Genomic DNA, 20227 nt, shown 5'->3' with positions numbered 1-20227 from the left:
TCACGAGGGCTTGGTCCAGGCGCGGACGAACTCCCGCACGGCGTCCTCGGCCTGGCGCAGCGTGCCCGACCGCACCGACCGGCGGGTGGCCTCCGCCGAACGTTCGCACTCCTTCAGCCGCCGCAGGCCATCGGCGTTCCGCACCCTGCGCAGGCGCCGGGCCGCGTGGAAGAACGCCGAGTCCAGCCAGGTCTCCAGGCGGATGCGCACGTCCTCGTCCTCGTCGGAGGTCAGGGACTTGACCGCGGTGCGGATGGCCTGGCGGTTCAGCCGCCCGTTCTGCCGGTTCTGCTTGTTCACGATCTTGACCAGGCGGTAGCGGTCGCGGTGGACGCGCGGCTCCCGGTCGTAGTCGTCCCACGGCGGCGCCACCGTCATCAGCGCGGTGGGGATCTCGGTGTTGTCCCGCAGCCACTCGACGATGTCGAACCCCTGCTCGTCGTCGAAGCCGTCGGTCAGATGCAGGTCGACCAGCGCGCCGTGGCAGCGCAGGACACGGTCGCGGTCGGTCTTCAGCAGCCGGTCCCACTCCTCCAGGCTGCCGACCGGCACGTGGTCGTACTCGTCCAGGGCGTCCGTGACCTGGTCGAGGACGTCGTCCTCCACGACGAGGAGCAGCTTGCGCTCGCGCCGGGCGAGCCGGTCGCTCAGCGGAGCGCACTCGGGGTCGCCTGGAAACAGCGCGACGAAGTCCTCCAGCCCCACCGTGTCCACCAAGGCCGCCGACTCGATGCGCTTCAGCAGGGTCGCGCGTGCCTGGAACACCCGCCTCCAGCGCCCCGGACGGATCCTGGGATGGGCCCGCTTCGGGTCCTCCCTCCAGTAGCCGATCAGTTCCGCGACCTGCGCCTCGGTCGGTTCGGCGGGCAGCTCCCGCACCCCGCCGATGAACTCGGCCGCGTCCACCCGCACCCGTTCCATATCGAGCGCGTAAGCGTCCGTCACCAGGGATCCGAACGGCGGAATTGGCCACCCGAGCTTTCGCAGGGCTTCGAAATGCTTGTGCAAGGCGCTCTTGGAACTAATCGCACGCCCGCCGCCCTCTGGAGGGATCACCGCGTCCAGCAGTTCGTGGGTCTTCATTCCCTTGCGGCCGGCGAGCGCCAGGCACGTCAGGACGGCGGCCTGGAGCGAGGTCAGCGGCGGGAGCAGTTCACCGTGCCTTCGGATCACCAGGGCGCCCAGCACATCAATGGTCCACGATGGCTCCGCTCGCTCCACGCCCTCACGATAACCGGGCCTCTGAGTTTTCTCGGAGAAAAGCCCGGCAATGGCCACGAAACTCAGCGGGCGCGTGCCCTGGAACGGGGATCCGCGCGGGGATCGTCATCGCCAAGGACGAGGCGAGAGCGCCTCACCACGGCTCAGGAAAGGCCAGCCATGCACGAGATCCGGCTCACCCGAGACGAGCAGCCCATCCCCGGCCGCGTCCTGGTCATCACGCCGTTCGGCAAGGTGACCCACCCGGACGGGACCACCTTCGACTTCGACTGGCTCTACGAGGAGATCATCCGCACCACGATCGAGGAGGCGGGCATGACCCCGGTCCGCGCCGACGAGGTCTACGGCCCCGCCTCCGTCCAGGGCGTCGTGTGGCGCGGCATCCAGCAGGCCGAACTGGTCGTGGTGGACTTCTCCTGCCGCAACCCCAACGTCTCCCTGGAGTACATGGCGGCCAGGATCATCGGCAAGCGCATGATCTACCTCGCGCAGCACCCCGACGACATCCCCAGCGACGTGCGCGGCCTGCGCTACATCCCCTACGCCTACGGCTACGCCGAGATGGCCGCCATGCAGAAGGAGCTGCGGGTCCAGCTGGAGGCCGTGCGCAAGGAGCCGTCCCAGGAGATGGCCCTCATCCCGATGGCGACCGGCGGCACCGTCCCGGTCCGCGGCCAGATCGTCTCGGTGAGCCGCGAGTTCGCCGTGGTGCGCGCCGACGACGGCGGCCACGGCGTGCTCGGCTGCGAGGACGTCAACTGGGGCAGGATCGTCCACGACATGACCCGGCACTACTCCGTCGGCGACCGGGTCGACGGCGCGTTCGAGATGCTGCCCACCGGCGGGACGAAGTACACGCTGCTCGCCGGGCAGCCCAACCCGTGGAACGAGCTGGCCTCCACCCACCCCGTCGGGCGGACCTTCACCGGCACCGTGCACAGCGTCCGGGACGCCGGAGTGTTCGTCCGGATCTCCGGCCCGATCAACGGCCTCATCCCCCGGGGCAGCCTGCCGGAAGGCGCGTTCCCGCCGCCCGGCGGCAAGGTCGAGGTGACCGTGCTGGCCGTGGACTCCAGGCGGCGCCGCGTCACCCTCAGCCTGGTCGGGACCGGCTCGCAGCCGGCCGGGCCGGCCGGCGGCGTCAAGACCGGCGACCGCCTGGAGGGCGAGATCGTCAAGGTGCGGCCCGAGGGTGAGGGCGGGTTCGTCCTGCTCAAGGTGGACGGCCGCAGGCGCCCGGTCTTCCTGCACTGCACCGCGATGACGCCCGACCTGCGCCACGACCTCAACGCGGGCGGGATCGAGGTCGGCGAACTCCTCGACCTGGAGGTCACGCGCGTCGACCCGGCCGGCGACAAGGTCTTCGTCCGCGACGTGGAGAACGAGACCCCCGAGGCGCCCGGGCTGCCTGCCGCCGCCTGACCCACCGTCCGAGGGGCCGCGCACGGCGCGGCCCCTCCCGTCCCACGTGGAGATCCTCATGCCGTGCGACCGTGACACCGTCCTGGAGATCTACAAGATCGCCGTCGAGACGACCGACCGCGCCTCCGCCCGCCGGGGCACCGCCAACGCCTTCTTCCTCGCGCTCCAGACCGCGCTGATGGGCCTGGCCACCACGCTGCCCCCGGCGAACGCGTTCGCCACCACCGCCGCCTACCTGGCGGCCCTCACCCTGTGCGGCTCCTGGTGGGTGCAGCTGCGCACCTACCGCGACCTCAACCGCGCGAAATACGAGACCATCACCGCGATCGAGGCCACCCTCCCCACCGCCCTCTTCACCGAGGAGTGGGCCAACCGCCGCCGCGGCCACGTCAGCCTCGGTCAGGTGGAACGAACGATCCCCTGCCTCTTCGCCGCCATCCACACCATGGTCTACATCTCGGCGATCGCCACCTGACGCCACCGGATCGGAACCCGCCGGGTACAAGGGAGTACCCGGCGGGTTCCGCCGGAGCCATTCTGATCACCCCAGCGCGAGCTTGTGCAGGGAACGCACGGAGATCTGGTGGCGTCGGCGATCAGCTGCGGCGGCGACGAGCCGCTCGCTTCCTGCCGCGAACGGTGCCTAGAGGGTCCGGCTCGGGCGCCACGTCCGAGCCGGACGCTCAGTACGCGAGCTCCCCGATGCCGCCGTCAACGCGCAGCACGGTACCGGCGGTGTAGGCGGACTCGTCCGAGGCGAGATAGACGGCCGCCTTCGCCAGTTCGGTGGCGGACCCCAGCCGATGGAGGGGCACTGTACGGCGGAGTTCCTCGTAGATTGCCGCCCGCCGCTCGGGGCCGAGGGGCTTGAAGATATCGGTGACGGTCGGCCCGGGGCTAAGTCCGTTGACCCGGATGCCCCGGTCCTTCAGCTCATAGGTCAGCCCGCGCGAGAAGGAGAGCAGGCGCGGCGGTCCAGCTGTACTGGGACACCTACGAGCGCCGGCTGGTCGCGGCGCTGGAGGCGGGGCCGGTGCTGCCGGCGCTGCGCGAGGTGCTGGCCGACCCGGCCCGGGCGCATGAGTACGCCTCCGACGTCGGCGTCCCGCACGGGTGCATGATCGGCAACACCACCGCCGAACTCGTCCCGCACGATGCCGAGGCCGGCGAGATCGTGGCCCGGGCGCACGCCCGCTTCACCCGGATCGTCGCCGACGCCCTGGGGCGCGCGCAGGCCGCGGGCGAGGTCACCCAGGACGCCACTCCCGAGGCGCAGGCCCATCTGGTGCTGTTCACCGTCCAGGGCCTTTCCCTGGTCTCCCGCACCGGACTCGACACGACCACCGCGCTCGCCGCCGTCGACGTCCTGATCGACGCCCTCCGCGCCTGATCGGCGGGCTCGGGTCCGCGACGCGTCCGCGTCGGCGATGGTGAGGCGGACCTCGGCTGCCGGGGTGTCGAACCCTGGTGCCGCCCGCCCCCTTTCCAAGGGGCGGGCGGCGGTGGTTCATCCGCTGGTGTGGACGAGGGGCGTGTCGACGAGGTGCTCGGCGAGGAACCACGCCTGCTTCTCACCGAGGCGGACGATGTCGGAGACGATCAGGTCGCCGGTGCCGTCGTCGCCCTGGTCGGTGACGCGCGCGGCGGCGTCGTGGGCCTCGGCGAGTATGACCTCGTGCTCCTCGAGCAGCCGGGACAGCATCGCCGGGACCTCCTCGACGCCGTCGGGCGGGCGCGGGATCGCGGTGATCTCGGCGGCGTGGCGGGGGTCGCCGATCGCGACGCCGCCGAGCGTCTGCACCCGTTCGGCGATGGCGTCCACCACGGCGAGCTGCTCGCCCGCATGCTGGTCCAGTAGCAGGTGGAGCTGGTGGAAGGTCTGCCCCCGGACGAGCCAGTGGTGCTTCTTGTAATGCGCGTAGAGGATCTGGGTGTCGGCCAGCAGGCGGTTGAGGCGCCGGCACGAGTACATGCGGGCCTCGTAGGAGAGGGAGAGCGGGAACTGCCGTACCGTGCCGAACGGCTGGATCTCCCGGCCGTGCTGGTGCAGCCACGGCTGGCTCGTCGTGGTCTGCGTTCCGTTCGCGGTCATGTGCGGTCTCCTTTTCCGGTGCGCTACTCGCCGAGGAAGGTCAGGAGCGCGTCGTTGACTTCGGCGGCGTGGGTCCAGCACAGGCCATGCGGCGCGCCCTCGATGGCGACGTACCGGCTGCCGGGGACGGCCTCGTGGGTGGGCCGTCCGCACGCCTCGATCGGCAGGATCCGGTCGGCGGTGCCGTGCATGACCAGCACCGGGATGTCGATCTTCGGCAGGTCGTCCCGGAAGTCGGTGTGCCAGGTGGCGACGCAGGCGACCGTGCCGGTGGGCGACGCGCCCACCGCGGTGTTCCAGGCGTCGCGGACGGCCTCCTCGCTGATCCGCGTCCCGAGGTTCTCGTCGAGGTTGTAGAAGTTCTTGTTCCACTCGGTGAAGTAGGCGAGCCGGTCGTCGGTGAGGGCCGCGGCGATCTCGTCGAAGACGCTCTGGGGAACGCCGTCGGGCGTCTCGGGGGTCTTGAGGAGGTAGGGCGGGACGCCGCCGATGATGGCGGCGCGGCGCACCCGGGCCGTCCCGTAGGTTCCGAGATAGCGCGCGACCTCCCCGCCGCCCATCGAGTGGCCCGCGATGTCGAAGTCGTGGAGGTCGAGGGCCTCGACCAGCGCGGCCAGGTCGGCGGCGAACGTGTCGTAGTCGTAGCCGATGGACGGCTGGCTGGACTTGCCGAAGCCGCGGCGGTCGTAGGTGATGACCCGGTGGCCGGCTGCGAGCAGGGCCCGCTCCTGCCGTTCCCAGGCCCGGCCGCTCAGCGGGAAGCCGTGGATGAGCACGACGGGCCGCCCGGTGCCGACGTCGGTGTAGTGCAGGCGGATCTCGGCGGTGTTCTCGTGTCCGACGGTGATGTACGGCATGGTCGTTCCTTTCCGTTGCCGTTCTCGGAGAGGGTTCTCCGAAGCGCGAAGGGAGGCCGGCCGGATGGACGTCATCGCCGGCACTCGCCGTCCGGCGGGTCCATGACCAGCTCGGGCGTCATGGGCACCGTGCGGATCCGGCGGCCGGTCGCGTGGAAGACGGCGTTGGCGATGGCCGCGGCGACGCCGACCTGGCCGATCTCGCCCACGCCCTTGGCGCCGAGCGGGCCGACCACGGCGTCGTCCACCTCGACGAAGTCGACGGTGACGTCCGGAGCGTCGGCGTTGACGGGGACGAGGTACTCGGCCAGGTTCGCCGCGGTCCAGCGGCCGTGGCGCGGATCCATGCGGTTGCCCTCCAGGAGGGCCTGGCTCAGGCCCCAGAGCATGCCGCCCATCAGCTGGCTGCGGGCGAGGAGCGGGTTGAGCACCCGTCCGGGCGCGAACGCGCCGGCCAGCCGGCGGACCCGGACCAGGCCGAGCCGGGGATCCACCGCCACCTCGGCGAACTGGGCGCCGAAGGTGAGCAGGCCGTGCGGGGTGTCGAGCGGCGGCGGGCGCCAGGTGCCGGTCGCCTCGGCGTCGGGCATGTGGTTGCGCGCGAGGAGGTCGCGGTAGCCGTCGGCGGCGCCGGGCCGCTCGGACGAGGTGAGGCGGCCGCCGGTCACGGTGACCGAGGCCGGCCCGACGCCGTGCAGCGGCGAGCCGGGGTCGTCCACGGCCAGGGCGATGAGCTGCTCGCGCAGCGCGGTGCCGGCGGCGTGCACGGCGGAGCCGACCATGCCGGCGCCGGCGGAGCCCACCGCGGCCGAGCTGTTCGGCAGCTCCGTGTCGCCCCCCTCGAACCGTACGTCGCGCAGCGGTACGCCGAGCGCGTCCGCGCCCACCTGGGTCGCCATCGTCAGCACGCCGGTGCCGAACTCCTGCGTCGAGGTCTGCACGGTCACGCTGCCGTCGGCGAGGATGCGGGCGCGGGCGCGCTGCGGCGGCATGAAGAACGCGATCGGGTAGGCGGCGGCCGCCATCCCGGTGCCGATCAGCCAGTCGCCGTCCCGCGTGGTGCGCGGCTCGGGGTTCCGCCGCGGCCAGCCGAACCGCTCGGCGCCGAGGCGGAGGCACGCGGCCAGCCCGTCGCTGGACCAGGGGTTGCCGTGGGGGTCGGCGGGCGCGCGGTTGCGCAGCCGCAGCTCGACCGGGTCGGTTCCGGTGGCGTAGGCGAGCTCGTCCATCGCCGTTTCGAGCACGTGGACGCCGAGGGTCTCGCCGGGGCCGCGGGTGAAGGTCGGGGTCATCGTGTTGCCTCGGACGAGGCGGTGCACGCCCAGGTAGTCGTCGCAGGCGTACAGCTGCGAGGAGACGCCGGTCGCGGGCTCGGCCCAGTCGTCGAACGGCGAGGTGATCGACAGCTTCTCGTGCCGGATCGCGGTGAGCCGGCCGTCCGCGGCGGCGCCGAGGGTGATGCGCTGCTCCTGCTCCTCGCGGTGCCCGCTGGAGGTGAACGCCTGCGGCCGGGTGAGCATCAGCTTGACGGGCCGGCCGACGTGGCGGGCGGCGATCGCGGTGAGCGTCGTGTGGGGCCAGACCATCGCCTTGGAACCGAATCCGCCGCCGACGAAGCGGGTGATGACCCTGACGTCCGCGATGGGCAGCCCGAGCAGCGCGGCCACGGTCTGCTGGGTGGCCCGGATCCCCATCGTCGAGTCGTACAGCGTCAGCCGCCCGTCCTCCTCCCAGACGGCGACCGTCGACGGAGCCTCCAGCGCGTTGTGGTGGTTGGCCGCCATCCGGTAGGCGGCGTCGATCCGCACCTCGGCGCGCGCCAGCCCGGCCTCGACGTCGCCGCGCTCGTTGCGGCCCGGCATGAGCCCGCCGAACAGCCGCTCCGCCTCGTAGGCCCGGTCGCGCCCCTGCTCGATCGTGGCGACCGGCGGGGCGGACTCGTAGGAGACGTCCACCAGGGAAGCCGCGTGATGGGCCTGCTCGTACGACTCGGCGACGACGAGGGCCACCGGCTGCCCGGCGTAGTGCACGGTGTCGTCCTGCATCGGGAAGAAGGTCTCGCCGGGCGCCGCGCCGCCCAGCAGCGACGGCAGCAGGGGCGGTTGGGCGGCGACCTTCGGCAGGTCGCGGTGGGTGAGAACGGCCAGGACGCCCTCGGCGGCGAGCGCCTCCGCCGTGCCGGCGGCGGACACGCGGCCCCTCGCGATCGTCGCGCCGACGATCGCCAGATGGGCGGTCCCGGGCAGGGAGATCTCGGCGGAGTAGCGGGCGGTGCCGGTGACCTTCGCCGGGCCGTCCACCCTCGTGACCGGCCGTCCGACCGCGGTCATGGCCGGGCTCCCTTCAGGGTGCGGGAGAGGGCGCGCACGATCGCCCGCCGCGCCAGTTCGATCTTGAACGTGTTGTGCTCGCGGGCGACCGCGGGCGCCAGCTCGGCGGACGCGGCCCGGCCGAACGCCGCCTCGTCCGCCGGGCCGCCGATGAGCGCCGCCTCCGCGCGCCGCGCCCGCCACGGCTTGGTGGCGACGCCGCCGAGGGCGAGGCGGACGTCGGTGACGACGCCGTCGTCGGTGTCCAGCGCCGCCGCGACGGACACGAGAGCGAACTCGTACGACCGCCGGTCGCGGAACTTCAGGTAGGTCGAGCGGGCGGCGACCGGCGCGCCGGGAACGGCGATCCCGACGATCAGCTCGCCGGGTCCGATCGGCTGCTCGGCCTCGGGCGTCGTGCCCGGAAGCAGGAAGAAGTCGTCGGACGGGATCGCGCGCTCGCCGTCCGGGCCCATCGTCTGGACGACGGCGTCGAGCGCCACGAGCGCCACCGCGACATCGGAGGGATGCGTGGCGATGCAGTGCTCGCTCGTGCCGAGGACGGCGTGGCCGCGGTTCCATCCGTCCAGGGCCGCGCAGCCCGAGCCCGGTTCGCGCTTGTTGCAGGGGGAGACACCGTCGCGCAGGTAGGCGCAGCGGGTGCGCTGGCGCAGGTTCCCCCCGATGGACGCCATGTTGCGCAGCTGCTGCGAGGCGCTGAGCAGCAGGGCCTGGGAGATGGCCGGGTAACGCCGTACCACGCTCGGCGCGCGCGCCACGTCGCTCATCCTCGCGAGCGCGCCGATGTGCAGGCCGCCGCCGGGCCCGTCCTCGACGGCGGACAGCGGCAGGTCGTTGATGTCGACGAGGTGGCGGGTGCCGGACACGCCGGCCCGGATGAGGTCCACCTCGGTCGTCCCGCCGGCGAGGAACGCGCTGCCGGGACGCGCCGCCGCGAGGGCGATCGCGTCGCCGACGCCCGCGGCGCGGCTGTAGGTCAGCGGCCTCATGCCGCACCGTCCCGGCCGTCGCGGACCTCGCGGATCGCGGCGCGGATGTTCGGGTACGCCGCGCAGCGGCAGATGTTGCCGCTCATGAACTCGGCGATGTCCTCGTCGGTCGCGGCGTTGCCCTCCTCCAGCAGCTTGATCGCCGACATGATCTGCCCGGGCGTGCAGTAACCGCACTGGAAGGCGTCGTGCCGGATGAAGGCGCGCTGCATCGGGTGCAGCTCGTCGCCGTCGGCCACCCCCTCGATCGTGACGACCTCGCGGCCGGACGCGGCGATCGCCAGGGTCAGGCAGGCGAGCACCCTCCGCCCGTCGATCCACACGGTGCATGCGCCGCACGTGCCCTGGTCGCAGCCCTTCTTGCTGCCGGTCAGGCCGAGCCGCTCGCGCAGCGCGTCGAGCAGGCTGGTGCGCGGCTCGATCTCGACCAGGCGGCGGACGCCGTTGACGTCGAGCGGCACCGGTACGGGATCCGGGCCACGGACACCGTGCCGGGAATCGATCGCGGCCATGGCGGTTCCTCCCATCGTGTTCGTGGACGAGCGGTGGTGGTCGGCCGCCCCGGAGGGGCGGCGCGGTTGCGGTCCTGACGGGGAGCGGCCGGCTCTGACTCGACGGTACGAACGGGGAGGCGGGGCTAGCGTGCGTCACATGACGTATTCGCGGGCGATCAGCGTGGCGAGTTCGGTTCGGGAGCCGACGCCGAGCTTCGGGTAGATCCGGTAGAGGTGGGTGCTGATCGTCCGCGGCGACAGGAAGAGCCGACTCGCGATCTCCCGGTTGGTCAGCCCCTCCGCGACCAGCCGGGCGACCTGGAGCTCCTGCGGTGTGAGCCGGTCGATCTCGCCGGCCGAGCGGCGCCGTGTCTCGCCGGAGGCGCGCAGCTCGGCGTGCGCGCGCTCGGCCCACGGCCGCGCGCCGAGCGCGCCGAACGTCTCGGCGGCGGCACGCAGCACCGCCCTCGCGGCGGACGGGCGGCCGCGCCGCAGCCGGGTGCCGAGGGCCAGCTGGAGGCGGGCGCGTTCGAAGGGCCACTCGGTGAGGTCGGCGTCGAGCGCCGCCCGCAGCGCGCCTTCCGCCTCCGCGTCCGGTGCCAGCAGCGCCCTCGCGCAGTGCAGGTTCGCGCGCAGCAGAGGTGAGGCGCCGGTCGCGCCGATCGGCTCCAGCTCGCGGATGCGCGCCGCCACCAAGTCGCGGCGGTCGCAGTGCACCGCGGCCTCGGCGAGATGGACGACCACCGAGAACCGCGCGTACGGGTGGTAGCCGGCCGCGGACGGGGTGAAGACGGCGTCGAGCTCGTCGTGGGCCTCGGCATGGCGCCCGCCGGCGAGCGCGGCGACGCCGCGGGCGATCCGCACCAGGCACAGCAGGGGGTGCGCGCCGTTCGCGAGAAGCGAGCGCTCGCACTCCGCCGTGATGTCGCGCACGGCCTCGCGGTCGCCGCGCAGGGCCTCCGCGTGCGCGCGGTTGAGCATGACGGGCACCACGAAGTTGAGCTGGCGGGTCTCGACGGCGAGCGCCTCGGCCTCGGCCGCCGCGGTGCGTCCGAGGAAGGCGTCGCCCCGCTGCACCGCGCACCACGTCTGATGGGCGAGCGCCCAGGTCAGCGAGACGAGGTTGCCCTCCCGGCGGTTCCGCGCGGCGCCTTCGGCGGCCAGCCGCGCCGCCGCCCCGAGCGCGCCGACGCCCGTCGCGGCGGCGGCGAGGCCCGCCAGCTCCGTCCCGGTGAGGCCCGGCCGCTCCAGCAGGGCGTTCAGCCGCTCGACCACCACCGCGCCCCGCTCGACCGGCGCGGACAGCCCGAGGGTCGTGACCAGCCGCGGTGCCAGCGGCGGCAGGTCGAGACGTTCGAGCAGCGCGACGATCTCGTTGCGGAGGCCGTCGTCGGGGTCGGAGAAGTACGTGCGCACCGCGACGCGGTCGAGGACCTCCAGCGCCCGTTCGTCCCGGCCGGACCGCCGCAGCCGCTCGGCGGCGGCGAGGTGGCCGGGCAGCCGCGTCGCACCCGACCAGACACCGACCTCGATGTCCGACAGCCACTGCAGGACGACGCGGTCCTCGGCGGGCAGGTCGTCGGCGTCGATCGCGCGCAGCAGCCGTTCCACCCCGTCGCGGTCGGCGAGTTCCAGCGTCGCCTCCAGGGCCCGCAGCAGCAGGCTCGCGCGCCGGCCGCGGTCCCCGGCCAGCCGGGCGGCCTGCTCCCAGGTCCGCGCCGCCTCGCCGGACGCCCCGCGCCGATGCAGCCGGCCGGCGAGATCGTCCAGGTCGGCGGAGACGCGCTCGTCCGTGCCGACGGTGGCCGCCGCCCGGTGCCGCACCGCGCGGTCGGGGTCGGTGATCGCGCGGGCGAGCGCGGCGTGCGCCCGCTGCCGCCGGGACGGCCCGGCCTGCTGCCGGATCGCCGACCGGATCAGGGGATGGCGGAAGCGGAGCCGGTAGGCGTCGTCCACGTCGACCAGGCGAGCGGCGACGGCGGGTTCCAGGTCCTCCACCGCCGGTCCGGGGGCCGACATGGCGGCGCCGGCCGCGAGGATCTCGTCGAGCCGGTCCGCCTCGTCCAGCGCGGCCACCAGGAGGAGCGCGCGGGTCGCCGCGGGCAGTTCCGCGACGGCGGCGCCGAAGGTGCGCTCCATCCGGGCCGTCAGCGGCAGCGTGGCCGGCAGCATGCCCTGCTCGCCGATCCGGGCCGCGGCCGCCGCGAGTTCGGTGAGGGCCAGCGGGTTGCCGGCCGCCTCGGCCAGCACCCGGGCGTGCAGCCGCGGCGCCAGGCCGGGCGCGCGCTCGTCCAGCAGCGCGGCCGCGGCCTCGTCCGGCAGCGGCTCCACCCGCAGCTCGGCCACCGGCAGGCCGGCGAGCCGCGACTCGGTCTCCGTGCCGTCCCGCATCGCCATGACCAGCACGACCGGGTCCGCGGACAGGCGCCGACCGACGAACGCCAGGGCCTCCCAGCTCGGCGCGTCCAGCCACTGCGCGTCGTCCACCAGGAGCAGCAGCGGCCGCCGCGCCGACCGTGCGGTCACCGCCGCGAGCAGGGCCAGGGCGAGCTGGAAGTGGTACTGCTCCCGGGCGCCGTCCGGCCGCGGCGGCACGGTGCCTCCCAGCAGGTCGAGCAGCGTGTGGGCCGCGGCGAAGGGAAGCCGGAACTCGGCCTGCACGGCGGTCAGGGAGACCGTCTCGACGCCAAGGTCCGACGCCACCTCCGCGGCGGCGCCGAGCAGGGACGACTTGCCGATCCCCGCTCCGCCGCGAACGACGAGCACCGCGTCCCCGCCGGGTGGGGCGGTGAGGAGCCTGCGCAGCGCGGCCATTTCCGATTCGCGCCCGCAGAGGCGCGGAGCGAGCGGAGCGGATTCGGAGACTGTCATGGTCACGTCCAGTTCGTTCCGATGACTCTCCGCCGGTCCGCCCGCGGGACGGCGGCCATGCGGAACCGCTCCCATGGTCGGGCCGGAGCGTCCGGATTCGAATCCGCCAGTGCACAGCCACATGGCCGGTGCCGGGAACCGCTACGGCAGGGCGCGATCGAGTTGGGTGCGCGAGGTGATGCCGAGCTTGGCGAAGACCTTGCCCAGGTGGTACTGGACGGTCCGGGCGCTGATGAACAGCCGGGAGGCGATCTCCGGATTCGACAGCCCGTCGCGTGCCAGCCGCGCGATCTGCGCCTCCTGGGCGGTCAGCTCACCGGTCGCCGGGACGGTGCGCCTGCGGGCGGTCTCGCCGGTGGCCAGCAGCTCGCGGCGGGCCCGTTCGGCGAACCCCTCCAGGCCCATCGTCTCCAGCATGTTCGCGGCCGTGCGCAGTTGGTCGCGCGCTTCGCCGCGGCGGCGCAGCCGGCGCAGCCACTCGCCGTACAGAAGGTGCGTGCGGGCGAGTTCGGTGCCGACGCGGGTACGGCCGAGGTGCGCCAGCGCCTTCCGGTAGAGGTCCTCGGCGGCGCCGCCCTCCGCCAGCAGGGCCTGCGACCGTGCTTCGACCCCGACCGCCCAGCCGGTGCCGCTGGCGCCGGTCATCTCGGTGAGCCAGCGGCAGACGTCGGCCGCGGCGCCGTTCTCGCCGCTGCGTACGGCCGCCTCGATGAACTCGGCCGCCGCCCAGTTCGCCACACCGGGGTACCGCATGCTCGGGTACTGCTGGTGGTCGAGGGCCGTACGGGCCGCCGCCATCGCCTCGGGATATTCGCCGAGTCCGTTGTGGAGGACCGCCTTCGCCCATGTGGCGACGGCCGCCCCGATGCCCTCGCCGCGCCGGGTGACGTCCCTGCCCGTGGACTCGACCAGCGCGAGGGCCTCGGCCCGGCTCCCCCGGAACGCGGCGAGGGCCATGGCGCTGTAGGGCGCGATGTTCCCGCCCGTCGCCTCCGCCACCGCCCGTCCCTCGCCGGTCAGCGAGGTCGCGGTGGCCAGATCGCCGGTGAACAGCAGCATGTAGGCGCGCGTGCTGAGCGCGAGTGGAAGCTCGCTCAACGCACCGGCCGTACGCGCGAGGTGGACGTACCGGACGGACAGGGCCTCCCAGCGCTCGTCGTCCCACAGGTGGAGGGCGGCCTCGGTGATCAGCCACAGCCGGCGCAGCTCCTCGTCCGCGGACATGCCCTCGCCGAAGGACGCCAGCGCCTGCCGGAGGGGCGGCACCCCCGCCGCGTACCCGTCGGTGAAGTTCGCCGCCAGGCCGGAGAGCAGGTGATCGGCCGAGTTCGGGAGGTCCATGGGCCGCGGTGCCGTCGAGGCGGCGCGGGCCACGTCGAGGGCGCCGCCGCCGGGGCTCGCCAGATGGCCCGCGAACATCGTGGCCGAGAGCGCGTCCAGATAGGTCTCGCGGGCGAGGCCCGGATCGGCCGGCGCCAGCCGTCCGGCGGCCCGGACGAGCAGCAGCGGAGCGTCGCCGCCCCGGCTGGTGACGAAGGTGAGGTGGGCGCGGAGCAGGTCGACGCGTGCGAGCGCGTACTCCTCCAGCGGCCCGGCCTCGGCCACGGTCAGCAGCTGCTGCGCCGCTTCGAACGCGCCGGCCTGGAACTTGGCGAGCGCGGCGTCCAGCGCTCGCCCGGACCGGCGGACCGGGTCGGGCGTCAGCGCGGCCGCGCGTTCGAGGAACGCCGCCGCCGCGGCGAGCCCGCCCCGGGCCCGCGCCCGCGCGGCGGAATGCTCCAGCTCGCCGGCGACCTCCTCGTCCGGGCCGGTGGCGGCCTGGGCCCGGTGCCAGGCGCGGCGGTCGCCGTCACGCTCGGGATCGGTGACCTCGGCGAGGGCGCCGTGCGCGGCCTGCCGCTGCGCGGCAGGCCGCGACCAGTACGCCACCGAGCGCACCAGTGGGTGGCGGAAGCGCACCCGGGTCCCGAACTCGGCCAGGTCCGCCTCGGCCACGGGCGCCCCGGCATCGCCGCCGACGCCGAGGCGCTCGGCCGCACGCGCCACGAGCACCGGGTCTCCCGTCGGATCGGCCGCGGCGAGCAGCAGCAGGCGCCGGCTCTCCGCCGGGAGGGCGTCGATCCGGTGCCGGAAGATCTGCTCGACGTCCCCCGCCGACCGCAGGGCGCCGGGCAGGCCGAACCCGCCGGCCAGTTCCGCCGCCGTCAGCCCGCGGGGCAGTTCCAGCAGGGCCAGCGGATTGCCCCGCGCCTCGGCGATGATCTGATCGCGGACCCGCACGTCCAGCGGCCCGGACAGCGCCGACTCCAGCAGTGCGCGCGCGTCCTCCACGCGCAGTCCTCCGACCGCCAGCTCCGCGAGCCCCGCCAGGCCGTCGCCGAGGGCGCGGGCCGCGAACACCATGCCGACCGATTCGGCGCCCAGCCGGCGGGCGACGAACGCGAGGACCTGCGCCGAGGCGCCGTCGAGCCATTGCTGATCGTCCACCAGGCACAGCAGCGGCCGCTCATCGGCCATGTCGGACAGCAGGCTCAGGACCGCGAGGCCGATCAGGAACAGGTCCGGTGCCGGTCCCTCCCGCAGCCCGAACGCGGTCCGCAGGGCGTCCCGCTGGGGCACCGGAATGCCGTCGAGGTGGCCGGTCATCGGCGCGCACAACTGGTGCAGGCCCGCGAAGGCCAGCTCCATCTCCGACTGGACGCCGGACACCCGGACGACGCGGCAGCCCGATGCCCGCCCGGCCGCGTACTCCAGCAGCGCGGTCTTCCCCGTACCCGCCGCGCCGTGCAGGACCAGCGCCCGGCTCTCACCCGCGCGAACGTCCTCGACCAGGCGGTCGAGCGGCTCGCGCTCGGCGCTGCGGCCCACGAACGGAATCGGACGCTCGCCTCGCGGCCGTGTCAGCACGCGGCCGAGTTTACATAACAGCCATTCTCAGAGGTCACGTCAGCTGACGGAATACCGATGGCGCGACGCCCGCTGTAACGGTCGGAAAGGACGCGAGGGAGAGAACATGGCAATCGAGAGGGCACTTCTCGCGGGCGGCTGCTTCTGGGGCATGGAGGAGCTGTTCCGCCGGCAGCCCGGAGTGGTCCGGACGCGGGTCGGCTACAGCGGCGGCGACGTGCCCAACGCCACCTACCGCGACCACGGGACCCACGCCGAGACCATCGAGGTCGTCTACGACCCCGACGAGACCGACTTCCGGGCGCTGCTCGAATTCTTCTTCCAGATCCACGACCCCACGACCCTGAACCGGCAGGGCAACGACATCGGCACGAGCTACCGTTCCGCGATCTTCTACACCTCGGAGGAGCAGCGGAAGGTCGCCGAGGACACCATCGCCGACGTCGACGCCTCCGGCCTGTGGCCGGGCAAGGTCGTCACCGAGGTGACCGCCGCCGGCGACTTCTGGGAGGCCGAGCCGGAGCACCAGGACTACCTGCGGAAGTTCCCGGACGGCTACACGTGCCACTTCCCCCGGCCCGGCTGGAGGCTCCCCAAGCGGACCGCCGGAGCCTGACGCCACGGGAGTCCCGGAACGCCTCGGGCGCCCGCTGGGCCCTGCTCGGCCCGCGGCCGCCGAGGTGGCCACTTAGTACGGCGGCCAGAGAATCCGAGGGTGGCCTCGCGGTTACGGATGACCTCCGAACGCCTCCGCGATGATCAGTCAGACAGTATTGTCTGACTGAGAGAGGGAGGTGTGCCGTGAGACCACTGGAGACGTCCGATCCCCGCCAGATCGGGCCTTACCGGATGCTCGCCCAGCTCGGCCGCGGGGGCATGGGACGGGTGCTGCTCGGCAGCGGGCCGGACGGGCGGCTGGCCGCGGTGAAGCTGGTCGACGAGCAGTTCGTGCACGACGAGGGGTTCCGCGGCCGGTTCCGCCGCGAGGTGCGCGCCTCCCGCCGGGTCGCCGGGGCCTACACCGCGGCGGTGATCGACGCCGATCCCGAGGCGGCCGAGCCGTGGCTGGCCTCGGTGTACGTGCCGGGCCCGTCGCTGCACGAGGTCGTCGCCGCGGCCGGTCCGCTGGCGGCCGGGCCGGCGCTCCGGCTGGCCGCCGGCCTCGCCGCCGCGCTGACCGAGGTGCACCGCGCCGGGCTGGTGCACCGCGACCTGAAGCCGTCCAACGTGCTGCTCACCGAGGACGGCCTGCGGGTGATCGATTTCGGTATCGCGCGGGCCGCCGAGGGCGAGGACGGCACCCAGCTCACCCATACCGGCGCCCTGGTCGGCACGCCCGGCTTCATGTCCCCGGAGCAGGCCCTCGGACGGGAGCTGACCACCGCCAGCGACGTCTTCGCGCTGGGCTCGACGCTGGTGTACGCCTGCACCGGGCAGGGGCCGTTCAACGCGCGGAGCACCCCGCAGACCCTGCAGAACGTGATCCACGCCGGCCCCGTGCTGGGCGACCTGCCGGACCTGATCCGCGAGATCGTCCCGGCCTGCCTGGCCAAGGACCCGGCCGCGCGGCCGGAGCCCGCCGAGCTGCTGCGGACGATCGGCGAGGTGCCGCCGTCGGCCCGGCCCTGGCCGGACCCCGTGCACGACACGATCGCGCGGCAGGACGCCGAGGTCGCCCGGCTGCTCCAGGCACCGGCGCCGCACGTCCCGCCGGGGCCGGCGTCCGCGCCCGCGCCCACGGCCGTCGCGCCGGCGCCGGGCAGGAGGCGGTTCCTGCTGATGGCGGGCGGTGGCGCCGCCCTCGGGCTCGCCGCGCTCGGCGGTACCGCCGCCTGGGCACTGCGCGGGGACGGCGAGCCGGCGGCCGGCCGGAAGAGCGCGTCCGGCGGGGGCGGCAGCGGTACGGGCGCGAAGCCGCTGGCCGTCCTGGAAGGCCACGCCGGTGCCGTGCACCACGCGGAGTTCAACGGCTCGGGCGATCTCCTGGTCACCGCCGGGGAGGACGGCACCGTACGGCTGTGGGACGCCAGGACCCGGCGGCCGTCCGGGCAGCCGCTCAAGATCGCCCCCAAGTCGGCCATCAGCGCCAGGTTCGACCGGGCGGGGCGGCTGCTGCTCACCGCCAGCATGGACGGCGGCGTCAAGGTGTGGGACGTGCGGTCCCGCCGGCAGGTCGGCGCGACCCTCGGCATCCCCATGTTCGACTTCACCGACGATCCGGCCCCGGTGAGCGACGTGGCGTTCAGTCCCGCCGGGGACCGGCTGGCGGCCATCGGCTCCCACCTGAAGCTGTGGGACACCGGGACCCGCGAGGAGGTGGGCGGGATCACCTTCGACAAGCCGAACCTCATGTCGTTCATCGCGTTCAGCGGGGACGGGCGGCGGCTGGCCATCACCGTCAACGACATGGTGCGGTTCTGGGATGTGGAGTCCCGCAAGGACGTCGGGCAGCCCCTGCGCGGGCACACCGTCCAGATCACGAACGCGGCCATGAGCCCGGACGGCCGGACGTTGGCGACCGGGAGCGGGGACATGACCGTGCGGCTGTGGGACGTCCAGCGCGCGGCCGCGCTCGGCGAGATCGTGCGCGCGAGCGACCACGCCCCGCAGGGCATCGCGTTCAGCCCGGACGGCCGGCTGCTCGCCACCGTCGGCAACGACGCCACCGCGCGGCTGTGGGACGTGGCCGGGCGCCGGGAGGTCGGCAAGCCGTTCGGCGTGGGGAGGGCCTCCGCCGTGGCGTTCAGCCCGGACGGGAAGGTCCTCGCCGTCGGCGGTGACGAGAAGGTGTCGCTCTACGACGTCGCCGGCCGCACCCGCGCCTGACCCCCGAGGTGACCATGCGACCGCTCGCCGCGTCCGATCCGGAGGGGGTCGGGCACTACCGGATGCTCGCCGAGCTCGGCCGCGGCGGGATGGGCCGGGTGCTGCTCGGGTCCTCGCCCGACGGGCGGCCGGTCGCGGTGAAGCTCATGCACGCCCGGCTGACCGGGACCGCCGGCTTCCGGGAGCGGTTCCGCGCCGAGGTGGCGGCCACCCGCAGGGTGTCCGGCGCGTACACGGCCGCCGTGCTCGACGCGGACGCGGACGCGCCGACCCCGTGGCTGGCGTCGGTGTACGTGCCAGGGCCGTCGCTGCGGGACGCGGTCCGGGCGGCCGGGCCGCTGCCGGAGCCGGCGGTGCTGCGGCTTGCGGCCGGGCTCGCGGCCGCGCTCGTGGAGATCCACCGGGCCGGGCTGGTGCACCGCGACCTGAAGCCGTCCAACGTGCTGCTGGCCGCCGACGGCCCGAAGGTGATCGATTTCGGGGTGGCGCGGGCGGCCGGAGGCGACGGCGAGGGGCGGACCGGCGTCCTGGCCGGAACGCCCGGGTACATGTCGCCGGAGCAGGCCGATGAGGGGTCGGCGACCGCGGCCGGCGACGTCTTCTCGCTGGGGTCGGTGCTGGTGTACGCCTGCACCGGCCGCGGCCCCTTCGACGGGCCCGGCCCGGCGCAGGCGCTGTACAACGTCGTGCACGCCGAGCCCGACCTGTCCGCCGTGCCGGACCGGCTCCGCCCGGCCGTCGCGGCCTGCCTGGCCAAGGACCCGGCCGGACGTCCGGACCCCGCCCGGCTGGCGGCGATGGTCGGCGCGGTCGCCCCGGCCGCGCGGCCGTGGCCGCCCGCGGTGCAGCGGATGATCGACGAGCGGCGGGCCTGGGCCGGGCGGGCGCCCGGCCCGGAGCCCGCGGCGACCCTGGTCTACCCGCGCCGCCGCCGCTCCGGCCCGTTCACCGCCCTCGGCTCCCCGCGCGGCGCGCTGGCGGCGGGCGGCGTGCTGGCGGTGTGCGCGGCGGTGGCGACGGCCCTGGTGCTGGCGCCGTGGTCGGGCTCGTCCGCCCGGAGCGCTCCCGGGACGTCCGGATCCGCGGCGCCGCCGCCGAGCCGCTCGCTGCGCGGGCACACCGCGTCCGTGCGCGACCTGGCGTTCACCCCGGACGGCCGGACGGTCGCCAGCGCCGGCGACGACACCACCGTACGGCTCTGGAACGTCGCGGACGGGAAGCTCCGCCGCGAGCCCATCGACCACCCCGACGGCGTCAACGCGCTGGCGATCAGCCGTGGCGGCACCACCCTGTACACCGCGGGCGACGACGGCCACCTCCGCCTCTTCCCGATGTCGGGCGACGGCAAGCCGGGCGACCTCGACATCGATCTCGGGCCCCTGACGTCCCTGGCCCTGAGCCCGGACGGCCGCGTCCTGGCCACCAGCAACACGGACCAGTCCGTACGGCTGTGGGACCTGGACGACGGGAAGGTCGGCCCTCTCCTGGAGACCGGCGCCGGCAACGTCCAGGCCCTGGCGTTCGCCCCGAACAGCCGCATGCTGGCCATCGGCACGACCGGCACCGAGGACGATCCCGGCACTGGCACGACCCGCGGTGTGGCGCAGCTGTGGGAGGTGTACGACCGCAAGAAGCTCAGCGAGGACCTGTCCGGGCACGACTCCTGGCTGGAGGACGTGGCGTTCAGCCCCGACGGGCAGACGCTGGCGACGGCGGGCGGTGAGACCGCCCTCTTGTGGGACGTGGCGAGCGGCCGGCAGTCGGGCACTGCGTTCCGGTGCGACGGCCGCTGCCACACGGCGGCGTTCAGCCCGGACGGCCGCGTCCTCGCGGCCGGCGGCTCGGAAGGGACCGTACGGCTGTGGGACGTGTCCCGCCGCCGGCAGCTCGGCCCGGCGCTGACCGGGCACGGCGGCGCCGTCCTCAGCGTGCGCTTCAGCCCGGACGGCCGCACCCTCGCCACCGGCGGCCAGGACGGCACCGTCCGACTGTGGACGGTCCCCGCGGGCCGGCAAGGGGCGTGAACGATAGGCTGGCCGGGCTCGGGGCGGCTGCTTGCGAGGATTCCCCATGCGGATCTCTGACCTTGCCGGTCTCGCTACCCGGGCCGTGACGGCGGGTGCGCTGGCGGCAATCCCCGGTTGCGGCCTTTGCCGTGCCTGTCGGCAGCCACTCGAATATTGAGAGCTTTGTCGGCGATCTCCCGTACGGTACGTCT

General features: G+C 74.2%; 15 protein-coding genes. 6 read left to right on the top strand and 9 right to left on the bottom strand.

The annotated features are described in order from the left end of the window. Nucleotides 1-1221, bottom strand: coding sequence for a hypothetical protein (locus AB0881_RS04195; RefSeq protein ID WP_366614044.1), 1221 nt, complete (start codon nt 1219-1221; stop codon nt 1-3). 159 nt (nt 1222-1380) lie between these two features. On the opposite strand from AB0881_RS04195, the gene AB0881_RS04190 reads away from it, so the two are divergent. Both AB0881_RS04190 and AB0881_RS04185 read left to right on the top strand, forming a co-directional pair. Beyond that, nucleotides 1381-2643, top strand: a complete 1263-nt coding sequence (locus AB0881_RS04190) for a S1 RNA-binding domain-containing protein (protein ID WP_366614043.1) — start codon at nt 1381-1383, stop codon at nt 2641-2643. Nucleotides 2644-2701: 58 nt separating this feature from the next. Then, on the top strand, nt 2702-3118 hold the full coding sequence (locus AB0881_RS04185; protein WP_366614042.1) for a hypothetical protein: 417 nt from the start codon (nt 2702-2704) through the stop codon (nt 3116-3118). Between the two features lie 208 nt (nt 3119-3326). Here the strand turns inward: AB0881_RS04185 and AB0881_RS04180 are convergent, their stop codons facing one another. Continuing rightward, nucleotides 3327-3608, bottom strand: a complete 282-nt coding sequence (locus AB0881_RS04180; protein WP_366614322.1) for an SDR family oxidoreductase — start codon at nt 3606-3608, stop codon at nt 3327-3329. A gap of 68 nt (nt 3609-3676) precedes the next feature. Here AB0881_RS04180 and AB0881_RS04175 point away from each other — a divergent pair, with 68 nt between their 5' ends. Next, the gene (locus AB0881_RS04175; RefSeq protein ID WP_366614040.1) at nt 3677-4033 is read left to right on the top strand and encodes a TetR family transcriptional regulator C-terminal domain-containing protein; all 357 of its coding nucleotides are present in this window, start codon (nt 3677-3679) and stop codon (nt 4031-4033) included. A gap of 117 nt (nt 4034-4150) precedes the next feature. Here the strand turns inward: AB0881_RS04175 and AB0881_RS04170 are convergent, their stop codons facing one another. The 7 genes from AB0881_RS04170 to AB0881_RS04140 form a co-directional block, all read right to left on the bottom strand. Next, on the bottom strand, nt 4151-4735 hold the full coding sequence (locus tag AB0881_RS04170; RefSeq protein ID WP_366614039.1) for a DNA starvation/stationary phase protection protein: 585 nt from the start codon (nt 4733-4735) through the stop codon (nt 4151-4153). Between the two features lie 23 nt (nt 4736-4758). Then, a complete protein-coding gene (locus AB0881_RS04165; RefSeq protein ID WP_366614037.1) occupies nt 4759-5592 on the bottom strand; it encodes an alpha/beta hydrolase in 834 nt (277 codons plus the stop codon). Nucleotides 5593-5663: 71 nt separating this feature from the next. Further along, entirely contained in the window at nt 5664-7922 is a 2259-nt protein-coding gene (locus AB0881_RS04160) for a xanthine dehydrogenase family protein molybdopterin-binding subunit (RefSeq protein ID WP_366614035.1), read from the bottom strand. After that, the gene (locus AB0881_RS04155; protein WP_366614033.1) at nt 7919-8911 is read right to left on the bottom strand and encodes a xanthine dehydrogenase family protein subunit M; all 993 of its coding nucleotides are present in this window, start codon (nt 8909-8911) and stop codon (nt 7919-7921) included. The genes AB0881_RS04160 and AB0881_RS04155 overlap by 4 nt, the downstream gene beginning before the upstream one ends. Then, nucleotides 8908-9423: a (2Fe-2S)-binding protein gene (locus tag AB0881_RS04150; RefSeq protein ID WP_366614032.1), complete on the bottom strand. Its 516-nt coding sequence runs from the start codon at nt 9421-9423 to the stop codon at nt 8908-8910. The genes AB0881_RS04155 and AB0881_RS04150 overlap by 4 nt, the downstream gene beginning before the upstream one ends. A gap of 135 nt (nt 9424-9558) precedes the next feature. Beyond that, complete coding sequence (locus AB0881_RS04145; protein WP_366614030.1) at nt 9559-12276, bottom strand: LuxR C-terminal-related transcriptional regulator; 2718 nt, start codon at nt 12274-12276, stop codon at nt 9559-9561. A 141-nt stretch (nt 12277-12417) separates the two neighbouring features. Continuing rightward, nucleotides 12418-15144: an AAA family ATPase gene (locus tag AB0881_RS04140; protein ID WP_366614028.1), complete on the bottom strand. Its 2727-nt coding sequence runs from the start codon at nt 15142-15144 to the stop codon at nt 12418-12420. A 145-nt stretch (nt 15145-15289) separates the two neighbouring features. On the opposite strand from AB0881_RS04140, the gene msrA reads away from it, so the two are divergent. From msrA to AB0881_RS04125, 3 genes are all read left to right on the top strand, one after another. Then, a complete protein-coding gene (gene msrA, locus AB0881_RS04135; RefSeq protein WP_366614027.1) occupies nt 15290-15799 on the top strand; it encodes a peptide-methionine (S)-S-oxide reductase MsrA in 510 nt (169 codons plus the stop codon). Between the two features lie 185 nt (nt 15800-15984). Beyond that, nucleotides 15985-18009, top strand: a complete 2025-nt coding sequence (locus tag AB0881_RS04130) for a serine/threonine-protein kinase (RefSeq protein ID WP_366614025.1) — start codon at nt 15985-15987, stop codon at nt 18007-18009. 14 nt (nt 18010-18023) lie between these two features. Beyond that, the gene (locus AB0881_RS04125; RefSeq protein ID WP_366614023.1) at nt 18024-20033 is read left to right on the top strand and encodes a serine/threonine-protein kinase; all 2010 of its coding nucleotides are present in this window, start codon (nt 18024-18026) and stop codon (nt 20031-20033) included. The last annotated feature ends 194 nt before the right edge of the window (nt 20034-20227 follow it).

Source organism: Spirillospora sp. NPDC029432, from assembly GCF_040703975.1.
GTDB lineage: Bacteria > Actinomycetota > Actinomycetes > Streptosporangiales > Streptosporangiaceae > Spirillospora.
The sequence above is the reverse complement of the archived record's forward strand: the minus strand, read 5'-3'. Positions and strand labels throughout refer to the sequence as shown.